This is a genomic window from Salinibacillus xinjiangensis (assembly GCF_009649735.1).
Taxonomy (GTDB): Bacteria; Bacillota; Bacilli; order Bacillales; family Alkalibacillaceae; genus Salinibacillus; species Salinibacillus xinjiangensis.
Map to the genome: position 1 here is coordinate 1 of NZ_WJNH01000018.1, position 25,838 is coordinate 25,838.

Genomic DNA, 25,838 nt, shown 5'->3' on the forward strand with positions numbered 1-25,838 from the left:
ATGGTACCGACCCCCGAAAGTTAGAGTAGAAAATCTAACTTTCGGGGGTGTTTTTATGGTCAAATATAGTGAGGAATTTAAAATAAAGCTTGTTACCGAGTATTTGTATGGGCATCTTGGATATCTATCATTATCGAAAAAATATAATATGGCAAGTACTAATCCATTAAGAAGTTGGGTGAGAGCCTATAAAGCCCAGGGCATGGATGGATTAAAACGAAGAAAAACGAAGCAGAAGTATTCTGTTCAATTTAAATTAGATGCAGTACAATTTATACTAGAAACAGNTGCTTCCTATTTAGAAACTGCTGTTCAATTTAACCATAAAAAAGTGTATCATATACCTCTTCAAAAGTTAGTAACCGACATTACAGAATTCAAATGTCTAGGCGAAGAGAAGTTATATTTAAATCCAATTCTTGACCTTTATAATGGGGGAATTGTTGCCTATGGTATGAGAAAACGTCCAACGTTAGATATTGTCATGGAACCTTTAAAAGAAACGATAAAGACAATAAAGAATCGTGCAACATATCGCACAACCATCCATTCCGATCAAGGCTGGCATTACCAACACAATAAATGGGTAAGTACATTGAAAGAAAATAAGGTATTNTTCCAAAGCATGTCACGTAAAGCAACCTGCGCAGACAACGCTTCGATCGAGAATTTCTTTGGCATTTTAAAGCAAGAAATGTATTACGGGGAAGAATTAGTAAGCTATGAAGAGTTAAAAAGACAGATTGAAGAATACATCCAATGGTACAATCATGAACGTTCAAAAGAAAAATTGAATGGAATGAGTCCAGTAGAATATCGAACTCAATCCATCCAATCAGCTACATAATAAAAACTCTAACTTTTGGGGGTAACCACTGTATTTAGTTAACAAGTATTGAGCACCTTTTATTTTTTGTTAAATAGCATATAAATTCCGAGGCCAATTAAAATAATCGGTAATAAAGGTAACCCGTCAATAAAGGATGGTTTAAAATTGTGTAACCAGGACGGTTTTGAATATAAAAGAATGGAAATAATGGAAATAGCTAATAATATAAATCCTAAGCCTCGTTGACCTTTCGCACTCTTTAAAATGAAGGCTAAACTAATTATCAATAGATAGACACTCCAGTGATTGAACCAAAATGTATAATACATGAGAAGATGAAAATGAATTCCGAGTCCAAGTAAAAGTATCCCTGGGAACATACTATCCTTTGCTTTTCCCAGACCACTTTGTAGTAGAAATGATATCCCTAAAATAATAATGATTGTTGGCCAAGAATGAAAATTAGCCAGAAGTGGAATAGAATAATCTTGAAGAAGAAAATATAGTCCCATTCCAATTAAAAAAGTACTGATGAAGATGTGTTGCTTACCCAAGATGTATCTCTCCTTAGAAAAAACAAAATGATGTCAATTAAGTTATGTAGTAAAAAATGTCCATTTCTTGCTTGTCGGGCCTAGATATGCTATGGTACTAAAGGTGAAATTGTATTCATTTGATAATTATATAATAAATCGGATTTATCTTAACAGTACCATAGAAATTCAAAATATGTTCAATAAATCATAAAAATTTCATATATCGACATGATATAATAAAATTAATATGAATGATTAATGTGACTGGGTTACGGAGGGTGAAACAATGCACACGCTAGTCATTAGTATCAATTATAAAACAGCACCTGTAGAAATTCGTGAACAATTAGCCTTTTCCGATCATGAGCTAGTAAAGGCAATGACTAAGCTAAGTGATGAGAAAAGTATCTTAGAAAATGTTATAGTTTCTACATGTAATCGTACGGAAATCTATGCTGTGGTGGATCAAATACACACAGGTCGTTATTATATAAAACGATTTTTATCTGAATGGTTTTCTTTATCCATAGACGACATAGCCTCATATATTGCGATTCATGAGGAAGATGAGGCTGTACAACATTTGTTCCGCTTAACATGTGGACTAGAGTCTATGGTGTTGGGTGAGACGCAAATACTTGGTCAGGTGAAGCATGCATTTTTGGCGGCTCAAGAGCATAAAACGTCAGGAACTATTTTTAATCAACTGTTTAAACAAGCCATAACCGTTGCTAAGCGGTCTCACAAGGAAACAGAAATAGGCGAAAATGCGGTTTCTGTGAGTTACGCTGCCGTTGAACTCGCGAAGAAAATTTTTGGCGATTTAGATCAAAAAAAGGTAGCGATTCTAGGTGCCGGTAAAATGGGTGAATTAGCACTTAAAAACCTTTATGGTTCTGGGGTTGCCAGTGTAGCAGTGGTAAACCGTACCATAGCTAAAGCTGAAGAATTAGCACAGAAAATGGGTGGTAAAGCCTATTCTCTGGACGATCTGAATGAAGTAATTCAGTCAGTTGATATATTGATTAGCTCAACTGGAGCAAATTCATACGTATTAAATAAAAATACAATGAAAAGCTTAATTCGTAAACGTAAAGGACGCCCTCTCTTTTTGATGGATATCGCTGTACCTAGAGATATAGATCCAGCCTTAAATGAACTTGAGGATGTTTTCTTATATGATATTGATGATCTACAAGGAATTGTCGATGCAAACTTAGAAGCAAGAAAAGAAATGGCATTAGAAACAGAATCACTGATACTAGCTGAGATTAATGAATATAAGGAATGGTTGCAGACACTAGGAGTCGTTCCCGTTATATCGGCCCTTCGTCAAAAAGCGCTGACCATTCAAGCCGAGACAATGAAGTCTATCGAACGCAAAATGCCAGATTTAACTCCGCGTGAGCAAAAGGTATTGAATAAGCATACGAAAAGTATTATTAACCAATTGTTGAAGCAACCGATCCTTCAGGCTAAGGAGCTTGCCGGAGAAAAAAATGCTGATGAATCATTAGAACTCTTCACGAAAATATTTGGGATTGAAGAAGAAGTGGAAAACGAGCTTGAAGAACAAAAAGCAAAGCTTAAACAATCTGGAAAAACCGAGGTAGAAGGAAAAGGAAAAACCTTCTTTAAACCTACCTTTGGAAAATCTTCTATTCACTCGTAAACGACTGAAATGAGAGGAACAAGAACTTATGGTTCATTTCGACTTCAAGTGGGTATATGAACTTATTATTATTATTTATGGCTTAAGTATTATGGGGTACTTTATTGATTTTATACAACAGAACCAGAAGGTCAATCGATTGTCCTTCTGGTTTCTTTCAACGGTTTGGCTTTTACAAACCTTTTTTTTGTTTAGTAGAATGTTAAGTGATGATCGTTTTCCCATTCTAACCATCTATGATGGTCTTTATTTTTATGCTTGGATTTTGATTACGTTTTCTCTGATCATCAACAGGCTGTTTCGAGTCGATTTTTTTGTGTTTTTTACCAATGTGTTAGGTTTCTTTTTAATGGTTATGTACATATTTTCACGGGCGCAAAATGCTGTAGATGTAAATGAAATTGATTTTGTCAGTGAAATGCTTATTACGCATATTACATTGGCCATTGTTTCATATAGCTTTTTTACGTTTTCTTTTATATTTTCCTGTATGTACTTATTACAGTACAAGATGTTAAAGGAGAAAAAGTGGTCAATTCGGTTAAAAAGGTTGGGGAATTTGAATCAACTAGAGAATTTCTCGTTCCTATCCGTTCTCCTTGGAGTCCCTATGCTTTTAATCGCCGTAATTTTAGGTGTGATTTGGGGTTATACTTCAAATGAGCCCTTTTATTGGTATGACGTGAAAACATTAGGTTCCTTTTTTGTTATTATTGTTTATGGAATTCTATTATTCTTTAGGGTTGCCAAAGGAATGCAAGGAAAGAAACTAGCCTACTTTAATGTTTATGCTTTTTTATTTTTACTAGTGAACTACTTTTTATTTAGCACACTTTCAAATTTTCATTTTTAATTGGAGGATACTACAATGCGAAAAATTGTTATTGGTTCTAGACGAAGTAACCTTGCCTTAACTCAAACTGAATGGGTGATTGAAAAGTTAAAAGGTTTAAATCTCCCTTACACGTTTGAAGTAAAGAAAATCATGACAAAAGGGGATAAAATTTTAGATGTAACCCTTTCAAAGGTTGGAGGAAAAGGCTTATTTGTGAAAGAAATTGAACAAGCTATGTACGATAAAGAGGTAGATTTAGCTGTACATAGTATGAAGGATATGCCTTCAGAGATGCCTGATGGACTTGTGATTGCGTCAATTCCAGAACGTGAGGATCACCGGGATGCATTTATTTCAAAGGATAGCCAAACAAAGCTTAAGGACCTACCTGAAGGAGCGATTGTTGGAACGAGTAGTTTAAGACGAGCTGCCCAGGTTCTTGTACAACGTCCAGATGTGAAAATTAAATCGATTCGCGGAAATATTGAAACAAGAATGAGAAAGCTAAAGGAAGAGGACTATGATGCCATCGTTCTAGCTGCAGCAGGTTTAAAACGAATGGATTGGCCAGAAAGCATGGTTACTGAATTTTTAGAGCCTGATGTGTGTGTGCCAGCTGTAGGCCAAGGTGCTCTAGCAATTGAATGTCGGGAAGAGGATACGGAGCTTCGTGAGCTGTTAGAAAAAATTAATGATGAATATACAGCAAGAACAGTAACGGCAGAACGTACCTTTTTACATCTGCTAGAAGGTGGCTGTCAGGTTCCGATTGCAGGCTATGCATACTTAGACGGAGAAGAGATTGTTTTAACTGCACTCATTGCGAAATCTGATGGTTCAACTGTATTACACGAGGTAGTAAGAGGTACAGATCCAGTTGAAGTTGGTAAGGAAGCGGCAGACCGTATGTTTAAGAAAGGCGGTAAGGAAATGATTGATGAGGCAAAAGAGGAGCTAGATCAATCATGAACCTCCCTTTAAAGGGAATGAATATTATGGTGACTAGAGAAAAGAAACAGGCCGAGCCTATTTCGAATCTGATTCGTCAATATGGCGGAGTACCAATTGAAATCCCTTTGCTTATCTATGATTGGATTGACCAACCTTCCAATCGTTTGGCTTTTGAACAGTTAGACGAGTTTGATTGGCTTTTTTTCACAAGTGTTAATGGAGTTCGATATTTTATCAAAAGCATCGAAGCTTATGGTCTATCACTTGATCACTTTCACTCTGTGCAAATTGGGGCAGTAGGGAAGAAGACAAGTGAAAAGCTCAAGGAATATGGTTTTACTGTTGATTTTGAGCCTACGATATACACTGCTGAATATATGGGAGATGAATTTTTAAGGCAACATCATCCTAAAAAGGTATTGCTTGTCCGTGGTACATTATCACGTCCAACTCTCCCAGAATTTTTTACAGAACAAAATATCCCGTTCTCTTCTGTAACGGTGTATGCTACTCGTGTGAATGTAGACATAAAAAATGAGCTAATTAACGAATTAAAGAGTAACACCATACATGTTCTAACATTTATGAGCCCATCGACCATTGAAGCTTTTTTTCAGCTTGGAAAAGAAGAAATTGATGAAAATACCCTAGGTCGGCTTTGTATTTGTATAGGGACAACAACAAGGAAAAAGGCAGAAGAAATGGGCTTTCAACGAATACTAATTCCAGAAAACTTTACAGGGGTTAGTATGATACATAGACTAGTTGACCATATGGATAATAGAAAGGGGATTAAACATGAATGAATTGAATTTTAAGCGCCATCGCCGTTTACGTATCAATGAGAATATGAGGTCTTTAGTGCGCGAAACTCACCTACATAAAGAGGATTTAATCTATCCAGTATTTGTGGTAGAGGAAAAAGGGGTAAAGCGAGAAATCTCATCTATGCCTGGAATTTACCATTTATCTTTAGACTATTTGGTAGAGGAAATGAAAGAAGTTGTTTCCTTAGGGATAAAGTCCGTTATATTATTTGGAGTACCGGAAGAGAAGGACGAATGTGGTACAGGTGCCTTTCATGAGCATGGAATTGTACAAGAGGCGATTCGGACACTAAAGAAAGAAGTTCCTGAGCTTACGGTAATCGCTGATACATGCTTATGTGAGTATACATCTCATGGGCATTGCGGACTGATTGAAGATGGCTATGTCCAAAATGATGAATCACTTAAACTATTAGTTGATACGGCTATTGCTCAAGCTGAAGCTGGTGCTGATATTATAGCTCCATCCAATATGATGGATGGCTTTGTTGCGGCTATTCGTCAAGGATTGGATGAGGCAGGTTATCATAAGATTCCAATTATGTCTTATGCCGTAAAATACGCATCTGCATTTTATGGTCCATTCCGTGAAGCGGCACAAAGTACACCACAATCTGGGGACCGAAAAGCATATCAAATGGACCCAGCAAATCGTCTAGAAGCCTTTCGAGAGGCTGATTCAGATATAGAAGAGGGTGCAGACTTCTTAATTGTGAAACCAGCACTTTCATACTTAGATATTATGAGAGAAATACGTGATCGTCATCCTGTACCTGTTGTTGCTTATAACGTTAGTGGAGAGTTCTCACTTGTGAAAGCAGCGGCTCAACAAGGCTGGGTGGATGAAAAAGCGATTGTTTTAGAGAAACTAACATCAATGAAGCGAGCTGGCGCAGACTTAATCATAACGTATTTTGCTAAAGATGTTGCAAAATGGTTAAATGAATAGTAGATAAAGCATGAAGAAGAGGGTGAATGTTATGCGTGAGAATCAAAAATCTGTACAAGCGTTTAAAGAGGCCGTAGATTTATTGCCAGGTGGAGTGAACTCACCTGTAAGAGCCTTTAAATCTGTTCAAATGGATCCGATTTTTATGGAAAAAGGAAAAGGCTCTAAAATTTACGACATTGATGGAAATGAATATATTGACTATGTACTTAGCTGGGGTCCGCTAATTTTAGGTCATGCTCATGAAAAAGTAGTCAATTCCCTTCAGCGTGTTCTTCAAGGTGGTACGAGCTTTGGTACTCCTACTGAAATTGAAAATGAGCTAGCTAAATTAATTATTGACCGCGTTCCATCTATTGAAATGGTTCGAATGGTAAACTCAGGAACGGAAGCAACCATGAGTGCGCTTCGGTTAGCTCGAGGATATACGGGCCGAGATAAAATATTAAAGTTTGAAGGTAACTATCATGGTCATGGTGATTCCCTACTTATTAAAGCAGGCTCAGGTGTAGCTACATTAGGGTTACCAGATAGCCCAGGTGTGCCGGAGTCGATTGCACAAAATACAATTACCGTGCCTTACAATGATGTAGAAAGTGTTAAGTATGCTTTTGAACAGTTTGGTAATGATATTGCAGCTGTCATCGTGGAACCTGTGTCTGGAAATATGGGTGTAGTCCCACCACGAAATAATTTGCTTCAAAAGCTAAGAGAAATCACTGAACAAAATGGCTCTCTGCTTATCTTTGATGAGGTAATGACAGGATTCCGCGTTGGTTATCATTCTGCACAAGGTCATTTTGATGTGACACCTGACTTAACCTGCTTAGGTAAAGTGATTGGCGGAGGCTTGCCTGTTGGTGCCTATGGTGGTAAACGTGAGATTATGGAGAAGATTGCACCAGCCGGTTCAATCTATCAAGCCGGAACTCTTTCAGGTAACCCACTAGCCATGACAGCGGGGTATGAAACGTTAACAGCGATGACGAAAGAGGCCTATGAAGGACTCAGTCAAAAAGTAGACCGCCTTGTAGAAGGATTTAGCCAAGCGGCCACGGAATTTGAAATTCCACATACAATTAACCGGGCTGGCTCAATGGTAGGTATATTCTTTACGAATAAAGATGTCATTAACTTTGAAACAGCTAAGTCTGCAGATCTTGAATTGTTTGCAAGCTACTATCGGTCAATGGCAGAAGAAGGCGTATTTCTCCCACCTTCTCAATTTGAAGGAATCTTTCTATCAACCGCTCATTCAGATGAGGATATTGAGAAAACGATTGAAGCGGCGAGAAATACATTTCGTAAAATTAAAGAATCATAAGGTGAAAGCTGTCTCTGAGGAGGCAGCTTTTTTTGCTGGGATAAGGTTCAAGTGAAGATGGGTGCAATAGATTAAGGGTTCCAAGCTGAAGTTTAAGCACAAAATGATAAACACTCTTTATTATGCTGAAGATTACTCGGGAGTTGCTGAAAAATCACAGGGAGATGCTAAAGTCAAAAATACTATGCTGAAGTTTACATAAATTGTGCTAAAGGACCGTTTCGCTATGCTCATATCCACTCTAAAATCCATACACATAAGTAAAAAATCACCACTCCCCTATCATTCATTTTCATTCTCTCGTTATAATTCTTGAAATCCATACATATAAGTGTAGAGATTGGTATATTTGCATTTTTTAGGGGAGGAGGAGTTCGTTTGAATCAAGATAACCGGAACGTGCTCAATTTTGAATTAAATGAACTTTTATGGTTTCAAAAGGGACAGGAGTTAAAAGAATTAATTGGAATTGCACTTGAGCCTAATATTACGATTCAAGAGAATGATGATTTTGTTTCCGTTAGGGGGGTAATTGAACTTACTGGTGAATATATGCCAACCGTTGATTCTTCAAGTGATGATGAACATATATTATCCTTTCAAGACCGTTCAGCTAAAAATTATATAAGTGATGTTCGTTCATTTGAGGATGGTCTAAATGAGTTTCATTATAATATTCCCGTCGAAATAACCATTCCAAAATATCGTGTACCTTCATTAGACGATGTGATGGTCGAGATTGATTACTTTGACTATGAAATTCCAGACACTTCTCAAATGAAGCTACAAGCTCAGGTGGCAATTACAGGAATTCAGCAAGAAGGAATTACTGAAGAAGAGCCGTTAGAAGAGGAAAGAAGTGAGGAATTAGCTGAAGGCAGAGAGGATGAGAATCAATGGGAAGAGGTGAGTGAGCCTTTTTCATTTGATGTACAGTTTGATGAAGAAGCAGAATCGGCTAGTCCTTCCAGCTCTTTGTTCGAGGATCCATCTGATGTAGTAGGTGAGGAATATAAGGCAAACGATGTAGAACAGGAAGAAAATAGTGAAGATGATAAGGACCGAGATTTATGGTTTAAGAAAAAGTCTCAAACATTCGAGGAATTCTTTAAGAAGGATCATGATGAAAGCCAATATGAAGATGATGGAAGCGATAGTCCATATGAGGATAGTCTTTATGAAGATACTCCTTATAATGAAAGTCCAGCAGTTGAATATAATGTAGACAGCTATGAGGAATCCCCAAGTCCAGAGAGCAGAGAAAATGCTATTTATTTAGTCAATATGTTTGATCGTGAAGAGGATACGTATTCCAAAATTCGATTGTGCATTGTTCAGGAATCCGATACGCTGGAGAGTATTGCTAAGCGATACGAGATGCCGATCACACATATTTTACGCTACAACAAGCTTGAGGATGAAGAAATCCAAACTGGTGATATTTTATATATTCCAGTAAAAAAGAAACAAACAGATCCCTCTTGATTAAAATTGAGGATGAGTTGAATTGAGTAAACTTAAACAAGTCTTGCAATCATATGGAATGTTTCCATATCAAGGTGAAATGATTACGAAAAAATTGGCAAAAGTCTATACAGGTAATCAGTATGTTGCACTCAAGCAAACAAAAACACCGCATGTCAACCGGACATTTGCTATGGTTTATCAGCTGGCTAAAAAGAAAAATTTATCGTCAGTAGCCCAAGTATATTTAAATGATAAGCAATCACCCGTTTTACTCGGAAAGAAGCATTCGTATTATGTTTCACCTTGGTTTAAATCAAAACAAGATGTTTCATTTTCTTCTTCCTTACTGCCGTTTTTTTCGGAATTAGCTGTAATTCATACCAAAACAGCAGTGGATAGAAGGCTCAACGTAGACCAAGTTCAGGATTGGATTCAAGCACAAAAGTCAAAAGTGAAGACGAATTTTAACCAATTTGAAAAATGGATAGGTTCATTTGAAGCAAATCATTACATGTCCCCTTCCGAATTACTAATTTGCCATTCTTACCGATTAATCCGTGAAATCTCCATGCAGATGGAATACTGGTACGGTGAATGGCTAGAACGTGTGAGGGAAGAGAAAAAAATGACCTTTTCTCTTTGCCATGGTAACTTATCACCCTCTCACTTTATCAATTCCGTCGATGGTATGGTCTTGATCAATTGGGAAAAAGCTTTTTATGGGCATCCAGCAAAGGACCTTGCCCAGTTTTTTTATTCTATCTGTTTTTACCATGACGCTCCTATTGAGCAATTGATAGAAGGACTAAACATTTATGTTGACCAACATACTTTTATGAATGGGGACATATCCATACTTTCGCTTCACTTACTTAATTTAGACCGTTACTTGCAGGAGGTATATCAATATGTGAAAAATCCAAACCTCCGTACTGAAGTTGAGTGGATTCAGCGTTTTCAGCGTTATCAATTTTACTTTGATCACGTATTAAAGGTTCAAAAACACCTCCAAGATGAGCATATTAACAATGATGATGAGAGCATTTAAATCCAGTCTAAATAAAAGGCAAAAAAGATTCCGACAAAAATACCTGTTAAGAAAACATCTAAAGTCGTTGGGATTAATAAGGTTCGAATAATTTGATAGACCATTAGGGGCACCGTACATCTTTCAATGACAAATATCCAATGTCTTAACCAAGGTGGCAACTTATAACGATAAAATTTTCCCATTATGATCCTCCTTTTACAAACTCGTTAGTATAATATGATGTAAAAGTGGAAAAAGTGTTAAAAGATAATTGACTTTTATATCGAAAACTGGCTAAAATAATTAATACAAAGGAATAGGAAGAAATGCCTTGATAGGGAGGAGTACAAGGAGTATGCCTTCAGAGAGGGAAACGATTTGCTGAGACGTTTCCTAGGAACAAACTACCTTGGAAGGTCGCCCTGGAAGATGCAGTTTCTTTGAAACCAAGTAGAAGAAACCGGATAACCCGTTATAAAAATGAAGTGTACAGTAGATTCGACTGTAGTAAAGTTGAACTGTAAATAAAGGTGGTACCGCGAAATAACCCTTTTCGTCCTTTTCAATAGGATGAGAAGGGTTTTTTTATTTCTATAATGGCGACTACATCCTGATAGGTATTGATTGTAAAAGGTTAAGGAGGAATGGATATGGGAAATCAAGAGGTTTCGATGCCGCCAAAATATGATCCCACTCAAGTGGAATCTGGACGGTATGATTATTGGGTTAAGGGTAAGTTTTTTGAGGCTAAGGATGATAAGAGTAAGGATCCGTTTACAATTGTGATTCCACCGCCAAACGTAACGGGTAAACTTCATCTCGGCCATGCTTGGGATACGACTTTACAGGATATTATTACGCGTTATAAAAGGATGCAAGGCTATGATGTATTGTGGTTACCAGGTATGGACCATGCGGGAATTGCGACTCAAGCAAAGGTTGAAGCAAAGCTTAAAGAAGAAGGAAAAAACAGATATGACCTTGGTCGAGAGAAATTTGTGGAACAGGTTTGGGATTGGAAGGAAGAGTATGCCTCCTTCATTCGCAAACAGTGGGAAAAGCTTGGTTTAGGCCTAGACTACTCTAGAGAGCGATTTACTCTTGATGAAGGGTTATCAAATGCTGTTAAAGAAGTATTTGTAACGCTGTATGAAAAAGGCTTAATCTACCGTGGCGAATATATTATCAACTGGGACCCACAAACACAAACCGCTCTTTCAGATATCGAGGTTATCTATAAGGAAGTTCAGGGTGCATTTTATCATATGAAGTATCCTTTAAAGGACGGATCAGGCTATATTGAAATTGCCACCACGCGCCCAGAAACGATGTTAGGAGATACAGCGGTAGCTGTTCATCCTAAAGATGAGCGTTATCAACACCTGATTGGAAAAGAGGTTGTATTGCCTTTAACAGGTCGTGAAATTGAAATTGTTGCTGATGATTATGTTGATATGGAATTTGGTTCTGGTGCCGTTAAAATCACACCGGCTCATGATCCAAATGACTTTGAAATTGGCAATCGTCACAACCTTGAACGAATACTCGTGATGAATGAAGACGGAACGATGAATGAAAATGCCTTAAAATATCAAGGAATGGATCGGTTTGAATGCCGGAAACAGCTTGTCAAAGATCTACAGGATGAAGGGGTATTGTTTAAGATTGAGGAACATACCCATTCAGTTGGCCATTCCGAGCGTAGTGGTGCTGTTGTTGAACCATACCTATCTACACAATGGTTCGTTAATATGGAGCCATTAGCTAAAGCTGCGGTTGACCTACAGAGCACAGATGACAAAGTTGAGTTTGTTCCGGACCGTTTTGAAAAGACGTATCTAAACTGGATGGAAAATATTCGTGATTGGTGTATTTCTCGTCAGCTATGGTGGGGGCACAGAATTCCAGCCTGGTACCACAAGGAAACAGGTGAGGTTTATGTAGGAAAAGAGGCACCAAAGGATATTGAAAATTGGGAGCAGGATGAAGATGTATTAGATACTTGGTTCTCATCGGCGTTATGGCCGTTCTCAACGTTAGGCTGGCCAGATCAGGAAAGCTCTGACCTAAACCGATATTTCCCTACTGATGTACTTGTTACAGGCTATGACATTATCTTTTTCTGGGTTTCACGCATGATTTTTCAATCGAAGCAGTTTATGGATAGAAGACCATTTAAGGATGTTTTGATCCATGGCTTAGTCCGAGATGCGGAAGGACGAAAAATGAGTAAGTCCTTAGGTAATGGGGTCGACCCAATGGAAGTAGTGGAAAAATATGGTGCTGATTCACTTAGATATTTCCTTTCCACCGGTTCATCTCCAGGACAGGACTTGCGATTTCACTGGGAAAAGATCGAATCCACTTGGAATTTTGCGAATAAGATTTGGAATGCATCCCGCTTTGTGCTAATGAACCTCGATGGGATGAAATATGAAGAGGTTGATTTGTCTGGTGATAAATCTGTAGCGGATCAATGGATACTAACTCGTTTAAATGAAACCATTGAACAAGTAACTAGAAATATTGATAAATATGATTTTGGTGAAGCAGGACGGCACCTTTACAACTTTATATGGGATGAGTTTTGTGATTGGTATATTGAAATGGCAAAGCTACCTTTATATGGTGATGATGAAGAGGCGAAGCATACGACAAAATCAGTTTTAGTATATGTTCTCGACCAAACAATGCGTATGTTGCATCCATTTATGCCATTTATTACCGAGGAAATATGGCAGCATTTGCCACATGATGGCGAATCCATTACCGTTTCATCATGGCCACAAGTGAAGCCTGAGTTCACGAATGAAAAAGCATCTTCTCAAATGAAGCTGTTGGTTGACTTGATACGTTCTGTGAGAAATATTCGGGCAGAAGTGAACACACCGATGTCTAAAGAAATAAAAATGTTAGTTAAAGCAAATGATGCGACCGTTAAAGCAGGTCTTGAAACGAATCGCCATTATTTAGAAAAGTTCTGTAATCCAAGTGAATTACAGATTAATACAGAGTTAAATGTTCCGGAAAAAGCGATGAGTGCAGTAGTGACAGGGGCAGAAATTTATTTACCATTGGAAGGTCTAATTAATATTGAAGAAGAATTAGCACGATTACAAAAAGAATGGGAAAAGTGGAATGCTGAAGTAGACCTTGTTCAGAAAAAATTAGCCAATGAAAAGTTTGTCAATAACGCACCCGAACAAATTGTGGAGCAAGAACGAGATAAGGAAAAAGATTATTTAGATAAACGAGCGAAAGTAGAGCAACGAATGAAAGACTTAAAGGGGTAATTTCTATATAGGGGGGCAGTTGTACTGTTCCCCTAATTTTCATGCTGAAAAAGTGAGGGAACTAAGATGGACTACAGAGAAGCTGTTCAATGGATACATAGTCGCGAAACTTTTGGTATCAAACCAGGATTAAAACGTATGGAATGGTTAATGGAAAAGCTTAATCATCCGCAAAAGAAAATCAAAGCCATTCATATAGCTGGTACCAATGGCAAAGGCTCCACCTTGTCCTTTTTAAGGCATATTATGCAATCTCACGGCTATTCTGTAGGCACCTTTACATCACCGTACATTGTAAAATTTAATGAACGCATAAGTGTTGATGGCCAACCAATTCCAGATGATGAGATGACTAGTTTTGTAGAAAAAATAAAGCCATTATGTCTTGAATTAGAAAAGACAGAGCTTGGCCCACCAACGGAATTTGAAGTTATTACAGCCATTGCATTTGATTATTTTTCACAGCAGGACTTGGATTACGTTTTATTTGAGACTGGGCTAGGTGGAAGATTAGATTCAACCAATGTGGTACAACCCATTTTAACTATCATCACAAATGTTGGATTAGATCATACAGCAATATTAGGAAATACATATGAACAAATTGCCTATGAAAAAGCGGGGATTATGAAGGAACAAATTCCGTTAGTTACAGCTGTTACCGAACAGCAATCTTTACATTTAATAAAGCGAAAAGCCTCAGAGTTGAGCGTACCTTTGGATCATTTTTCTAGTGACTTTAGAGCTAAACAATTAGGAGTACATGATGGATTGGAAACTTTTTCGTTTTTTTCGAAGCTAGGAGATTATTCTGAATTAGCCATTCAAATGAGGGGTTTCCACCAAGTTGTAAATGCTTCAACGGCACTCCAAGCATTCTTGCGTTTAAGTAAAATGGTCAATCTTCAAGTAGATACCACAAAGGTAAAAGAAGGATTATTTGGCACAACTTGGCCAGGAAGGTTTGAAACGGTCCATCATCATCCATTAGTCATTATTGATGGTGCTCATAATAAGGAGGGGATTGAGACGCTTATCCAAACCGTTGAGCGTTTCTATCCGGAAAAAAGAAAACATTTGCTGTTTTCAGCAATGAAGGATAAAGCTTTAAGCGATATGATTAATCTGTTTAATCAGGCGTTTACCACTGTTACCTTTACTACTTTTGAATTCGAACGTGCAGCCAAGGCGGAAAATTTATTTGAGTTGAGTGATCATCCAAATAAGCATCTTAAGTCAAATTGGGAAGCGTCGATTAAAGAACTTATCCAGTCCATTGATCCTATGAATGAAGTCATCATTATCTCAGGATCTTTATATTTTATTTCAGTAATTAGACAATATTTTGAAATTAATTAGTAAAATATGATAAAATTACTTTAATATATTAAAATATCAGAATTTTTGTAGTGAAAAATAGTTAAATAGAGATAAAGTATTAGGTTTGGAAAAATGGGTTAATGGGAGATGCAAAGTATGACAAAACAGAAGAAAAGGATTATCTGGATCTTATGGTTGTTAATATGGCCTACGTTAATTTTTTATTTATATCAATTGATGGGTCATCGTGTCAACATTGAGGGTAATTGGTTTGACATTATTTCTTTTGCACTACTAATGTGTATCGTTTCCCTTTTTCCAATCATCGTAGGTGAAACCCCTATTTTCTTTATACACGGGATAAGCTTTGCTGTATTTTTGCATTTCGGGTTGTTTGCAGAAGTAGTCCTAACACAAATTGCTGTGATTGCTTTAATCATGAAGCTTCGAATTGGAAAAGAGGATTTGTACCGCATTCCCGCTAATTTACTCTTGTTTCTATTAACTTCGATTATAGGAGCCGCTGTGTACTTTATGTTAGGTGGCGTGAACACAGATGCAGCGCGGGCCTTTACTGTTGAACAACAGCTACCTATTTTAGGCTATATAATTGGTGTTATATTTGGAAACCAAATCTTATTACATCTATTACGAATGTTTATTACTTCCCAAAAGGAACGATTTTTCTCAAGATCGCTATTATGGGATGTTCTAACGTCTATCATAACTATTCCTGTTGGCTATGTTTTATATCTTTTGTATATCGAGCTTGGAGCTAAAGCAATTTATTTTGTTGGAATTCCTTTCATCATGATATCTATTATGATTATGGGGTACTATGCTTCTAAAAAATTGAATACATATATGCAAAAAACAAGTGATATTGGTCAGAAGCTAACTGGAAAGCTGGATGTAAAGGAAGTTTTAGATATTTTTGCAGCTGAAATTACATCTCTACTTGATGTTCATTATGGTTACATTTACGATGTGTTAAATAGTAATGAAAGCTTAACATTAGTTCGTAACTTAGGAGACCAGAAAGGACCGCCATCACCACAGACCTTCAAGAAATTCCAAGGAATTAGTGGCATGGTATATGGAAATGGTGAGGGATTATTTTTCACGAAACGAACGATTTGGGAAAGTAGTATACCGGATTATTCGATACCTAATGATGCAGAAAGTCTCATCTCTGTTCCAATTAGAAGAAACGAAAAGGTCGTTGGAATCATCACCATTGCCTCACGAAATAAACGAGCCTATGAAAAATATCAATATATGCTTGTAGAAATCATGGCGAACTATCTAGCAGTTGCGATAGAAAACGCTAGACACTATGAATCCACTAAACAGAAAAGTGAGCGCTGTCAGTTAACAAAATTATATAATTACCGATATTTTGAGGAATACCTACATCATCTCTTTGAAGATATGATAGCCAAAGGTGTGAAAGAAATCCATTCATTAATTTTGCTAGACTTAGACTATTTCAAGCGCGTGAATGATACATACGGACATGAGAGTGGAAATGAGGTTTTAAGAGAGCTGGCAAAACGAATAGAAACAGCCATGAATAATAGCATTGTTGCGAGATATGGCGGGGAGGAATTTGTCGTTCTATTACAGGGCAGAGGGAAAGATGAGGCTCTGTTTGAAGCGGAAAAACTGAGAAGAATAATAAGTGAACAGCCATTTCAACTGGAACAGCATATCACAGATGTTGACAATCCAATACAAGTTAATTTAACAGCAAGTATTGGTATTGCAACTTTTCCAGATGATTGTGATGACCCAACAGAGCTTATTAGACACGCGGACCGAGCCATGTATGTTGGAGCAAAAAATAATGGTAGAAATAAAGTAGCAACCTACGAAAAAGTTATTCAAATGTAGCAGCTGATTAGTGGAATCAGCTGCTTTTTGTATTACATTGCCAGTTTATGAGGAGAAATAGGGAAAAATCAAGATGAAATTGTTTAATAGGTTGTCATAACTCGACAACTTTTTTCTCGTAAGCATGATAAGGTCAAGACAAAAGCAGGAAAAAGTGGGGGATTTAAGTGGACAAGAATCAGAAAAAGCTTTCTGTCCGAATTAATGGCGAAGAAAAAGAAGTCACAGCTAAATCATTCTACAAGGATGAGGATGCGAAGAAGGAAATGGCTGCAGCTTTAGACCAAAATAGAGAACCTAGACATAGCAATCAGAATAACCCTTTTTCATACACTTCCAATCAAGACGAACCCCCTAAAGTAGAGGTATTACAAAGACCTTATCAAAAGAAACGATCATTATTTTCAAATATGCCTAGTCTAAAACGATTAGTCACGGCAGGGGTATCAGCCATTATCGTTGGTTCTATTTTAGGATTTGTGCTATTAAATCTGCTATCAGGAATAGATGAACCTCAACAGGCTTTAGGGATAGAGGATGAGACGAATCAATCCGCAACAGGGACTGATGGAGAAGATGCAGTGACAACCTCACCTGCAAATGAGAATACAGTGGCTGTTTCATTCGATGGGGTTGATTCCCATGTTGTGCAGGTCGGTGTATACTCGAGCGAAGGAAAAGCTCAAGAAAGACAAAATCTGTTTAAAGATTCAGGGGTTTATCCTTTTATTTGGGAGTCAGAAGGAATGTTTTATTTGTTTGCCAGTCTAGGTTTAACCAATGAGACAGCGAAGCAGCTCGAAACAAGTATTGAAGAATTAGGCTTTGATCCGGAGAAAGATGCCTTTGTAAAGTCTTGGGCTGTGGCAGCTAGTGAAAAAGATATTTCAGAAGCTGAAGGGAATTGGATTAAAGAAGGAATGTCACTTTGGAAAGAGACAGTTCCGTTAGCAACAAGTTATTCGGAGGAGCTATCGTCGCAAATAGATAAGACTCGTAGTTGGTATCAGAATAAACCAGAATCCATTAGTGAAAGTGGCGAGCAATTTGCAGCTAAGTATAATCAATTGCTTGAGCAATCCGAGGAATCTCATTGGCTAGTCCAAAATCAGTTAATTGGAATCTTACACGCGTATCAACAGTATATGAATAGTTAGGACAGAAGTTTTTCTGTCCTTTTTTAATTCAATTAAAACCACAGTTTCTTTTAACTAGGTGGATGGGAAACGAATTTATTTATGAGTATAATTTTAATTTTCGAGAAAAAGATGAAGTCAATAATGAATAATTGCTTTTTGAATTTAACGTACAAGTTATTTAAAATATAATTACAGAAAGATTCCAAAGATGTAATGGGGGTTATTTGATGTCGCGACAACTCATACTAGCCTCATCCTCACCGAGAAGGCAACAGTTACTAGAGCAAGTGAAAATTCCGTTTGACATACGTAAACCAGATGTTGATGAATCTATAATTTCAAGTCGTTCACCAGAAAGTAAAGTTGAGCAACTAGCAAAATTGAAAGCTGACCATGTATCATTATTGACAGAGCAAGAAGTGATTTTAGCTGCTGATACAGTAGTATCCTACCAGGGAGATATTTTCGAGAAGCCTCACACGGAAGAAGATGCAATGAATATGCTATCTGCATTAAGTGGACAGGTTCATGAGGTTTATACTGGAGTAGCTATTCGAACGAGTGATCGTATAAAAGTATTGGCAGAGAAAACGGAAGTAGAATTTTGGCCTTTAAGTTCAAAAGAAATCCATCATTATATTTCTACAATGGACCCCTTCGATAAAGCTGGAGCTTACGGAATCCAAAGTATAGGAGCCACATTTGTTAAAAGAATCATCGGTGATTATTATAATGTAGTTGGTTTACCGATATCTCGTGTAGTGAGAGAACTACGAGATTTTTCAATATACCCTAGCTTTTTTCAATCATGAGTTAGTGTGGGAGGAGAATGTATATTGTCACAAGACATGGTTTGTATTAAGGATGTACCTAAAAATGACCGTCCAAGAGAAAGGTTAATGAACTTAGGTGCAAACCATTTATCAAATCAGGATTTATTAGCTATCATCCTAGGTACAGGCACAAAAAACGAGTCCGTGATGTCGTTATCCCATCGGCTACTCGTCCATTTTGAAGGATTACCGCTGTTAAAAGACGCAACTGTGGAAGAATTAACAGCAATTAAAGGAATTGGGACTGCCAAAGCAGTTGTGCTAATGGCAGCTCTTGAAATCGGAAAAAGAGTGTACTCTTTTAAACCTACAGAACGGTATGTTATTCGAAGTCCTGAAGACGGGGCAGATTTTGTGATGGAAGAGTTAAGACATTTGAAACAGGAGCATTTTGTCTGTCTTTTTTTAAACACAAAAAATCAAGTCATTCATCAGCAAACTGTTTTTATCGGGAGTCTTAACGCCTCTATTGTACACCCTCGTGAAATTTTCCGAGAAGCTGTTAAGCGTTCTGCAGCCTCTATTATTTGTGCCCATAACCATCCTTCTGGAGATCCCTCTCCCTCTCAGGAAGATATTCATGTTACAAGAAGACTCACGGAATGTGGTAAAATGATAGGGATCGAATTACTTGATCATCTGGTGATAGGTGATAGAAAATATGTTTCCCTGAAAGAAAAAGGGTACTTATAGGACTATCTATTTCAAAAATTTTTTCGTATAATATGATAAAAGGGTAAAAAAGCGCCATTTTTCAAGTAAATCTTGAATGGCGCTTATTAACTGTATTTTTTGTAATACAATAGTACATAAGAAGTGGTTTGTGAAAAAACACTCAGAGAGAGGGAGATTTATGTGGTGCGTTTTGGTTTTTCACAAGACCTAGGAATAGATTTGGGTACAGCTAACACGTTGGTTTACATGAAAGGAAAAGGAATTTTATTACGTGAGCCATCTGTTGTAGCAAAAAATTTACAAACTGGGGAAACTGAAGCAGTAGGAAATAATGCCAAAATCATGATCGGACGTACACCTGGAAATATATCTGTTATAAGACCAATGAAAGATGGGGTTATTGCGGATTACGAAACAACGGCTATGATGATGAAATATTATATTAATAAAGCCCATAAACGTCGTTCTCCATTTGCAAGAAAGCCAAATGTAATGGTCTGTGTACCTTCAGGAATTACAATGGTTGAGGAAAGAGCCGTCATCGATGCAACGAAGCAGGCGGGAGCTAAAGATGCCTATCCAATTGCAGAACCATTTGCTGCAGCCATTGGAGCAGGGTTACCAGTTTGGGAGCCTACAGGAAGTATGATTGTGGACATTGGTGGGGGAACAACAGAAGTCGCCATTATATCGTTAGGTGGAATTGTCACGAGTCAGTCCATACGGATTGCAGGAGATGAGATGGACGACGCTATTATTCAATTTATAAAAAAGAAATATAATTTATTAATTGGTGAACATACAGCTGAAGTCATTAAAATGGAGATTGGTTCAGCTGGTGAAGTACACGATACGGTAGAAATGGAAATTAGAGGACGGGATTTAGTAACAGGCTTGCCGCAAACGATTACCACATCGAATTTGGAGATTGAAGCGGCACTTCGAGATACGATAAACTCGATTGTTGAAGCAGTCAAAAATACGTTGGAAAAAACACCTCCTGAATTATCTGCAGACATCATGGAAAAAGGTATTGTTTTAGCAGGTGGAGGAGCATTATTAAAAAATCTAGACAAAAAAATTAGTGAAGAAACAAAAATGCCTGTATTTGTAGCGGAGGATCCTTTAGATTGTGTTGCCATTGGAACAGGTAAATCCTTAGACTATATTCACCATTTCCGTGCAAATCCTAGTATTTCAAACCGATAGTATTTTAATTTGAAGAAGTGAAAGAAGTAGGTGTAATAGATGTGGTCCTTTTTGAGGAGAAGAGCTTTAATTATTATTCTTGTAAGTGTGATTTTGCTCGTTGCTCTTATTGGTTTTTCGATGAGAGATCGAGAAGAGGTTAGCTTACCTGAAGAACTTTTAAAGGATACAATTGGATGGGTACAAGGAGTATTCCAAGTACCTGTCCGATTTGTTACAGATTTTTTTGATGATATTAATCAGCTCAAAACTACCTTTGAGCAGAATGAAGTCTTAAAAGAGCGTCTATCCGAATATAAAGATTTATTGTATGAGGTACAAGCTTTAGAAGAAGAAAATGAGGAACTCCAAGCCCTATTAGAGAAGAAGGATGCGGATTCACTAAGAGATTATAATGTCATACAGGCATCGGTTAATGGCCGAAGTCCTGAGCCATTATGGATGCAACAGTTATCAATTAATAAGGGAAAACAACATGGTGTTCGGCCTAATATGGCGGTTATAACGGCAGAGGGGATGGTAGGAAAAGTGACAACAGCCTACCAATTCACCTCTGATGTTCAGCTATTAAGTGGCTTTGATCGTAACAATCGAATTTCCGTCTTAGTACAGGGCAAGGAAGATCCTGTGTTTGGCTTAATTGAAGGTTATGACGATAAACGAGAGTCCTTAATTTTAACCATAAAATCTACAGATAAGGAAGTAGAAAAGGGTCAATTGGTTGTAAGTTCCGGTATGGGAGGAGTATTCCCTAAGGGTCTTGTTATCGGTGAAATTGAGTCAGTTGAGATGGATTCCTACGGTTTAACAAAAGTCGCTTACGTCAAGTCAGCAGCTGATTTATATGATATCAATCATGTGATGGTTGTGGATCGCAAAATGAACTCACCAGAAGCACCAAATCCTGAGGAGGAAGAATCATGACACGCATATTCCCTCCTCTTATCCTTTTAGCTCTGTTAATATTAGAAAGTACGGCTACAGATCAAATTCCAAAACAGTGGCTGATTGGTGGAATGCAGCCTATTCCTCACTGGGTGTTATTATTTACAGTGCTAATTGCCATTTTTTATGATCAAGATAATTCTATTTATTCGCTAGTGTATGCGATAATTTTTGGATTTCTATTTGATTTTACCTATACGGATACCTTGGGTGTTTATATGTTCACCTATGGCTTAACCATATTTATAGTATTAGGATTTAAACAGCTTTTACATCCAAACTTTATTGTAACGTTTTTATTAGGATTTGTTGCTGTCTTTTTTGCTGATCACCTCATTTATGCAATGTATTATATGATTGGTTTTGCGGATATTAGTTGGTCCGTTTATTTAAAAAACAGACTAATTCCAACGATGCTCTCAAACTTGCTATTTTTAATGATTGTATATCCTATGTACCGAAATAGGTTAGAAAAATGGTCATTTGAGCATTTTACACAAAAGTAAAAATTGGAAAAGAGGATTTTTGCTATCTTTTATCGAAATTGTACTATTGAGGTGAACCTCTGTGAATAACAATAAACAAGCAATTACAATTAAAGGAACAAAGGATGGGTTGACTTTCATCATTGATGAAACCTGTTCATTTGATCAAATTCTCAAAGAACTAGAGACGAAATTATCATCATCAGTTGTAGATAAAGACCATCCGATGGTCAAGGTTAATATTCATCTAGGTAATAGGTATTTGACGAAGGAGATGAAGGATGATTTTTTACAGATTGTCCGCAGTAAGAATAATTTAATTATTAATGAGATTACTTCTAACGTAATTACGAAACATGAAGCAAAGGAATGGCAGAAGGATTTAGAAGTATCGACGATCACAAGGATGGTTCGTGCAGGTCAGACAGTACACGTACAGGGGGATTTATTACTCGTAGGAGATGTGAATCCTGGTGGAAGTGTTTCTGCCACCGGAAACATTTACATACTAGGTAGGTTAAACGGTATCGCCCATGCAGGACTTGAGGGAGATAGGCAAGCTGTTGTCGTTGCTGCATATATGAATCCAACTCAGTTAAGAATTGCTGATTTACTAAGCCGCTCCCCTGATTTTGCGACAGAAGGTGTTTATATGGAGTGTGCTTATGTTGATGAAGAACATGACAAAATATTAATAGATAGAATACAAATGTTATCTAATCTTCGACCTAATTTACGTTCGATGGAAAGGAGAATCAGTAATGGGTGAGGCAATTGTTATTACATCTGGAAAAGGCGGTGTAGGTAAGACGACCACAACGGCTAATGTCGGGACAAGTCTTGCATTGCTAGGAAAGAATGTGTGTTTAATAGACACGGATATTGGGCTTCGAAATTTGGACGTTGTATTAGGGCTTGAAAATAGAATCGTATATGACATTGTCGACGTGGTTCAAGGACGCTGTAAAGTAAAGCAATCCCTCGTAAAAGATAAGCGGTTTGATTGTTTACACCTCTTACCTGCGTCACAAACTAGTGACAAATCGGCGATTACTCCTGAAGGAATTCGGGACATTATCAATGAGTTGAAATCAGACTATGATTACATATTAATTGATTGTCCAGCTGGAATTGAACAAGGATATAAAAATGCAATTGCAGGTGCAGATAAAGCAATTGTGGTAACCACTCCTGAGAAATCGAGCGTTCGAGATGCTGATAGAATCATAGGATTATTAGAAAAAGAAGACTTAGGGACGCCGCATCTTATCATCAACCGGATCCGAACTCATATGGTTAAAACCGGTGATATGTTAGATATTAATGATATTATCGGCATACTAGCAGTGGATTTGTTAGGAATTGTAGCGGATGATGATGAAGTGATTAAATCATCTCATCACGGTGAACCGATTGCCTTCCAACCAAATACGAAAGCATCCATTTCATACCGCAATATCGCAAGAAGAATTTTAGGAGAATCTGTACCACTAATGTCCCTTGAGGATGATAAGGGCATGATGTCAAAAGTGAAAAAGTTCTTCGGCATTAAATCATAAGGAAAAGCAGCCTTTTTAGTGGCTGCTTTTTTGTTTGAATAAAATGTAAGCGCTGTACATAGTATAGTAATTTGTTATAAGACATAATTTCCATATCCCCGCATAGAATGAACACGTAATTAACAACGAATCTATTCAAGCGGGAAGGATGAAGCCATTTGTGTGGAATTACAGGCATCATTGATTGGAAGAAAAATGTAGAAATCGAGCGTGAGTCCTTACAAAGAATGACAGATACACTTACGTTACGAGGTCCTGACGACTCCCATTTGTGGATTGATGAGCATGCTGCATTTGGGCATAAGAGACTAGCTGTTGTAGATTTAGAAGGCGGAAAACAGCCTATGAGTAAGAGTGACAATCGATATACCTACACGATTGTATACAATGGCGAATTATATAACACTAATGAGTTACGAATGGAATTAAAGAAAAAGGGTTACCCCTTTCATACAACATCAGATACAGAGGTATTATTAACTGCCTATATGGAGTGGAAAGAGGACTGTGTTCAATATTTAAATGGTATTTACGCATTTGGAGTGTGGGATGAGGAAAAGGAACAGTGTTTTATGGCGAGAGACCGTCTCGGGGTTAAACCATTATTTTATCTTCACGATGGAGTGCGTTTTTTATTCGGTTCAGAATTAAAAGCCCTGTTAGCCCACCCATCTACAAAAGCTGTGGTCGATCGGGAAGGACTTAGTGAGATTTTTGGGTTAGGCCCATCAAGAACACCAGGACATGGTATTTTTAAGGATATTCATGAGTTAAGAGCCGGACATTCTTTAACTTTTTCAAAGGACGGTTTACAAATCTTTCGTTATTGGAATGTACAAAGTCATGAACACAATGATTCTATCGAGGAAACGACTAAAAAGGTAAGAGAACTATTTGTTGATGCTGTACAGCGTCAACTAGTAGCAGATGTTCCTGTTTCAACCTTTCTCTCCGGAGGATTAGATTCAAGTGGAATTACTGCGATTGCCTCAAATTATTTTCAACAACAAGGTAGAGGCACTCTGACGACGTTTTCAATCGATTACGAAGGAAATGAGCAATACTTTCAAGCTAGTAAATTTCAACCGTCAAGTGATCAGCCATGGATAGAAAAAATGGTTAATCATTTTTCCACCAATCATCATTATGAGGTCATAAGTGGTTTTGAATTAGCTGATTTATTAAAGGAATCTGTGCGATTACGGGACCAACCGGGAATGGCTGATATTGACTCCTCTTTATTATGGTTTTGTCAGCGTATTAAACAACATACAACAGTGAGTCTATCAGGAGAATGTGCAGATGAAATATTCGGAGGTTACCCATGGTTCCATGACCCGACTGGGAATCAAGGTACAGGATTTCCCTGGATGAAGTCATTAGATGCAAGAATTGATCTTCTGCATCCAGAATGGCAGAAAAAATTAAACCTCAAAGGCTATGTATACCAACGTTATCAGGAAACGATTAATGAGACCCCCCGTTTAGATGGTGAACGGGAGGAAGATGCCAAAAGAAGAGAACTTTTTTACTTAAATATGCACTGGTTTATGGCGCAACTCCTTGATCGTAAGGATCGAATGAGTATGGGAGCAAGCTTAGAGGTCAGAGTTCCATTTGCTGACCATAAGCTAGTAGAGTATGTGTGGAACATCCCATGGGAAATGAAAATGTTGCATGGTAGGGAAAAGGGGATACTCAGAAAAGCATTAGAAGGGATATTGCCAGATGAAGTGTTGTACCGTAAAAAAAGCCCTTATCCTAAGACATTCCAACCAGAATATACGAGACAAGTCATAACATGGATGAAGGAAATCCTAGCAGATTCCGAGTCTCCTATTTTTGAATTTGTTGACCGCAAGAAGGTAGACGCCATTGTCAATAGTGAGGGAAAAGAATTTAAGGATCCATGGTATGGTCAGTTAATGAAAGGTCCACAACTTATTGCACATTTATGTCAAATTGATTACTGGCTAAGAACCTATCAAGTTAAGGTTCATGAGTAAGAAACACCCTTGTCGATAGCTATCATGCTATTGTCAAGGGTGTTTTGATTTTTGAACTCTA

23 protein-coding genes and 1 other annotated feature are annotated in these 25,838 nt (G+C 37.5%); of the genes, 21 read left to right on the plus strand and 2 right to left on the minus strand.

From position 1 onward, the window contains the following. Positions 1-202 precede the first annotated feature (202 nt). Positions 203-847 (plus strand): IS3 family transposase, encoded by a 645-nt coding sequence (locus tag GH754_RS18175; protein WP_456114940.1) that lies wholly within the window; start codon positions 203-205, stop codon positions 845-847. Between the two features lie 59 nt (positions 848-906). Here GH754_RS18175 and GH754_RS18180 read toward each other — a convergent pair whose 3' ends face one another. After that, positions 907-1,383, minus strand: a complete 477-nt coding sequence (locus tag GH754_RS18180; RefSeq protein WP_153730079.1) for a LiaI-LiaF-like domain-containing protein — start codon at positions 1,381-1,383, stop codon at positions 907-909. Positions 1,384-1,651: 268 nt separating this feature from the next. Here GH754_RS18180 and hemA point away from each other — a divergent pair, with 268 nt between their 5' ends. The 8 genes from hemA to GH754_RS18220 all read left to right on the plus strand — a co-directional run bounded on the left by hemA (position 1,652) and on the right by GH754_RS18220 (position 10,438). Further along, positions 1,652-3,037 carry a glutamyl-tRNA reductase gene (hemA, locus tag GH754_RS18185; RefSeq protein ID WP_153730080.1) on the plus strand — a complete coding sequence of 462 codons (1,386 nt, stop codon included), beginning with the start codon at positions 1,652-1,654 and terminating at the stop codon, positions 3,035-3,037. Positions 3,038-3,065: 28 nt separating this feature from the next. Continuing rightward, positions 3,066-3,890 (plus strand): cytochrome C assembly family protein, encoded by an 825-nt coding sequence (locus GH754_RS18190; protein ID WP_153730081.1) that lies wholly within the window; start codon positions 3,066-3,068, stop codon positions 3,888-3,890. 15 nt (positions 3,891-3,905) lie between these two features. Then, the gene (gene hemC, locus GH754_RS18195) at positions 3,906-4,841 is read left to right on the plus strand and encodes a hydroxymethylbilane synthase (RefSeq protein WP_153730082.1); all 936 of its coding nucleotides are present in this window, start codon (positions 3,906-3,908) and stop codon (positions 4,839-4,841) included. Continuing rightward, the gene (locus GH754_RS18200) at positions 4,838-5,629 is read left to right on the plus strand and encodes a uroporphyrinogen-III synthase (RefSeq protein WP_153730083.1); all 792 of its coding nucleotides are present in this window, start codon (positions 4,838-4,840) and stop codon (positions 5,627-5,629) included. The genes hemC and GH754_RS18200 overlap by 4 nt, the downstream gene beginning before the upstream one ends. Continuing rightward, complete coding sequence (gene hemB / locus GH754_RS18205) at positions 5,622-6,599, plus strand: porphobilinogen synthase (RefSeq protein WP_153730084.1); 978 nt, start codon at positions 5,622-5,624, stop codon at positions 6,597-6,599. The genes GH754_RS18200 and hemB overlap by 8 nt, the downstream gene beginning before the upstream one ends. A 31-nt stretch (positions 6,600-6,630) precedes the next feature. Beyond that, a complete protein-coding gene (hemL, locus tag GH754_RS18210) occupies positions 6,631-7,923 on the plus strand; it encodes a glutamate-1-semialdehyde 2,1-aminomutase (RefSeq protein ID WP_153730085.1) in 1,293 nt (430 codons plus the stop codon). A gap of 378 nt (positions 7,924-8,301) precedes the next feature. Next, entirely contained in the window at positions 8,302-9,408 is a 1,107-nt protein-coding gene (gene spoVID / locus GH754_RS18215) for a stage VI sporulation protein D (RefSeq protein ID WP_194841406.1), read from the plus strand. Positions 9,409-9,430: 22 nt separating this feature from the next. Continuing rightward, entirely contained in the window at positions 9,431-10,438 is a 1,008-nt protein-coding gene (locus GH754_RS18220; protein WP_153730087.1) for a protein kinase family protein, read from the plus strand. On the opposite strand, the gene GH754_RS18225 is transcribed toward GH754_RS18220, so the two are convergent. Next, positions 10,435-10,623 (minus strand): hypothetical protein, encoded by a 189-nt coding sequence (locus tag GH754_RS18225; RefSeq protein ID WP_153730088.1) that lies wholly within the window; start codon positions 10,621-10,623, stop codon positions 10,435-10,437. The genes GH754_RS18220 and GH754_RS18225 overlap by 4 nt on opposite strands. A gap of 119 nt (positions 10,624-10,742) precedes the next feature. Further along, positions 10,743-10,984, plus strand: a binding site (T-box leader). A gap of 86 nt (positions 10,985-11,070) precedes the next feature. On the opposite strand from GH754_RS18225, the gene GH754_RS18230 reads away from it, so the two are divergent. The 12 genes from GH754_RS18230 to asnB all read left to right on the plus strand — a co-directional run bounded on the left by GH754_RS18230 (position 11,071) and on the right by asnB (position 25,777). Beyond that, the gene (locus GH754_RS18230) at positions 11,071-13,713 is read left to right on the plus strand and encodes a valine--tRNA ligase (protein WP_153730089.1); all 2,643 of its coding nucleotides are present in this window, start codon (positions 11,071-11,073) and stop codon (positions 13,711-13,713) included. A gap of 66 nt (positions 13,714-13,779) precedes the next feature. Continuing rightward, positions 13,780-15,072: a bifunctional folylpolyglutamate synthase/dihydrofolate synthase gene (locus GH754_RS18235; protein WP_153730090.1), complete on the plus strand. Its 1,293-nt coding sequence runs from the start codon at positions 13,780-13,782 to the stop codon at positions 15,070-15,072. Positions 15,073-15,189: 117 nt separating this feature from the next. Then, positions 15,190-16,926 carry a sensor domain-containing diguanylate cyclase gene (locus GH754_RS18240; protein WP_194841407.1) on the plus strand — a complete coding sequence of 579 codons (1,737 nt, stop codon included), beginning with the start codon at positions 15,190-15,192 and terminating at the stop codon, positions 16,924-16,926. Positions 16,927-17,093: 167 nt separating this feature from the next. Continuing rightward, a complete protein-coding gene (locus GH754_RS18245; RefSeq protein ID WP_153730092.1) occupies positions 17,094-18,083 on the plus strand; it encodes a hypothetical protein in 990 nt (329 codons plus the stop codon). Between the two features lie 209 nt (positions 18,084-18,292). Next, positions 18,293-18,877, plus strand: a complete 585-nt coding sequence (locus GH754_RS18250) for a Maf family protein (RefSeq protein ID WP_153730093.1) — start codon at positions 18,293-18,295, stop codon at positions 18,875-18,877. 36 nt (positions 18,878-18,913) lie between these two features. Continuing rightward, positions 18,914-19,591, plus strand: a complete 678-nt coding sequence (gene radC / locus GH754_RS18255; protein ID WP_153730139.1) for a RadC family protein — start codon at positions 18,914-18,916, stop codon at positions 19,589-19,591. Between the two features lie 162 nt (positions 19,592-19,753). Beyond that, a complete protein-coding gene (locus tag GH754_RS18260) occupies positions 19,754-20,782 on the plus strand; it encodes a rod shape-determining protein (RefSeq protein ID WP_323742105.1) in 1,029 nt (342 codons plus the stop codon). A 39-nt stretch (positions 20,783-20,821) separates the two neighbouring features. Next, entirely contained in the window at positions 20,822-21,706 is an 885-nt protein-coding gene (mreC, locus tag GH754_RS18265) for a rod shape-determining protein MreC (protein WP_153730094.1), read from the plus strand. After that, positions 21,703-22,233 carry a rod shape-determining protein MreD gene (gene mreD, locus GH754_RS18270; RefSeq protein ID WP_153730095.1) on the plus strand — a complete coding sequence of 177 codons (531 nt, stop codon included), beginning with the start codon at positions 21,703-21,705 and terminating at the stop codon, positions 22,231-22,233. Before mreC ends, mreD begins: the two co-directional genes overlap by 4 nt. 61 nt (positions 22,234-22,294) lie before the next feature. Continuing rightward, complete coding sequence (gene minC / locus GH754_RS18275) at positions 22,295-22,981, plus strand: septum site-determining protein MinC (protein WP_323742106.1); 687 nt, start codon at positions 22,295-22,297, stop codon at positions 22,979-22,981. Next, a complete protein-coding gene (gene minD, locus GH754_RS18280; protein WP_153730096.1) occupies positions 22,974-23,771 on the plus strand; it encodes a septum site-determining protein MinD in 798 nt (265 codons plus the stop codon). The genes minC and minD overlap by 8 nt, the downstream gene beginning before the upstream one ends. A 158-nt stretch (positions 23,772-23,929) precedes the next feature. After that, on the plus strand, positions 23,930-25,777 hold the full coding sequence (gene asnB / locus GH754_RS18285; protein ID WP_153730097.1) for an asparagine synthase (glutamine-hydrolyzing): 1,848 nt from the start codon (positions 23,930-23,932) through the stop codon (positions 25,775-25,777). The last annotated feature ends 61 nt before the right edge of the window (positions 25,778-25,838 follow it).

Bases quoted from the DNA above. Each gene is read 5' to 3' on its own strand.
- hemB (WP_153730084.1), top strand. From the start codon at position 5,622: ATGAATGAATTGAATTTTAAGCGCCATCGCCGTTTACGTATCAATGAG.
- mreD (WP_153730095.1), top strand. From the start codon at position 21,703: ATGACACGCATATTCCCTCCTCTTATCCTTTTAGCTCTGTTAATATTA.
- hemA (WP_153730080.1), top strand. From the start codon at position 1,652: ATGCACACGCTAGTCATTAGTATCAATTATAAAACAGCACCTGTAGAA.
- hemC (WP_153730082.1), top strand. From the start codon at position 3,906: ATGCGAAAAATTGTTATTGGTTCTAGACGAAGTAACCTTGCCTTAACT.
- GH754_RS18230 (WP_153730089.1), top strand. From the start codon at position 11,071: ATGGGAAATCAAGAGGTTTCGATGCCGCCAAAATATGATCCCACTCAA.
- GH754_RS18235 (WP_153730090.1), top strand. From the start codon at position 13,780: ATGGACTACAGAGAAGCTGTTCAATGGATACATAGTCGCGAAACTTTT.
- radC (WP_153730139.1), top strand. From the start codon at position 18,914: ATGGTTTGTATTAAGGATGTACCTAAAAATGACCGTCCAAGAGAAAGG.
- GH754_RS18250 (WP_153730093.1), top strand. From the start codon at position 18,293: ATGTCGCGACAACTCATACTAGCCTCATCCTCACCGAGAAGGCAACAG.
- GH754_RS18240 (WP_194841407.1), top strand. From the start codon at position 15,190: ATGACAAAACAGAAGAAAAGGATTATCTGGATCTTATGGTTGTTAATA.
- minD (WP_153730096.1), top strand. From the start codon at position 22,974: ATGGGTGAGGCAATTGTTATTACATCTGGAAAAGGCGGTGTAGGTAAG.
- mreC (WP_153730094.1), top strand. From the start codon at position 20,822: ATGTGGTCCTTTTTGAGGAGAAGAGCTTTAATTATTATTCTTGTAAGT.
- GH754_RS18200 (WP_153730083.1), top strand. From the start codon at position 4,838: ATGAACCTCCCTTTAAAGGGAATGAATATTATGGTGACTAGAGAAAAG.
- GH754_RS18190 (WP_153730081.1), top strand. From the start codon at position 3,066: ATGGTTCATTTCGACTTCAAGTGGGTATATGAACTTATTATTATTATT.
- hemL (WP_153730085.1), top strand. From the start codon at position 6,631: ATGCGTGAGAATCAAAAATCTGTACAAGCGTTTAAAGAGGCCGTAGAT.
- GH754_RS18225 (WP_153730088.1), bottom strand. From the start codon at position 10,623: ATGGGAAAATTTTATCGTTATAAGTTGCCACCTTGGTTAAGACATTGG.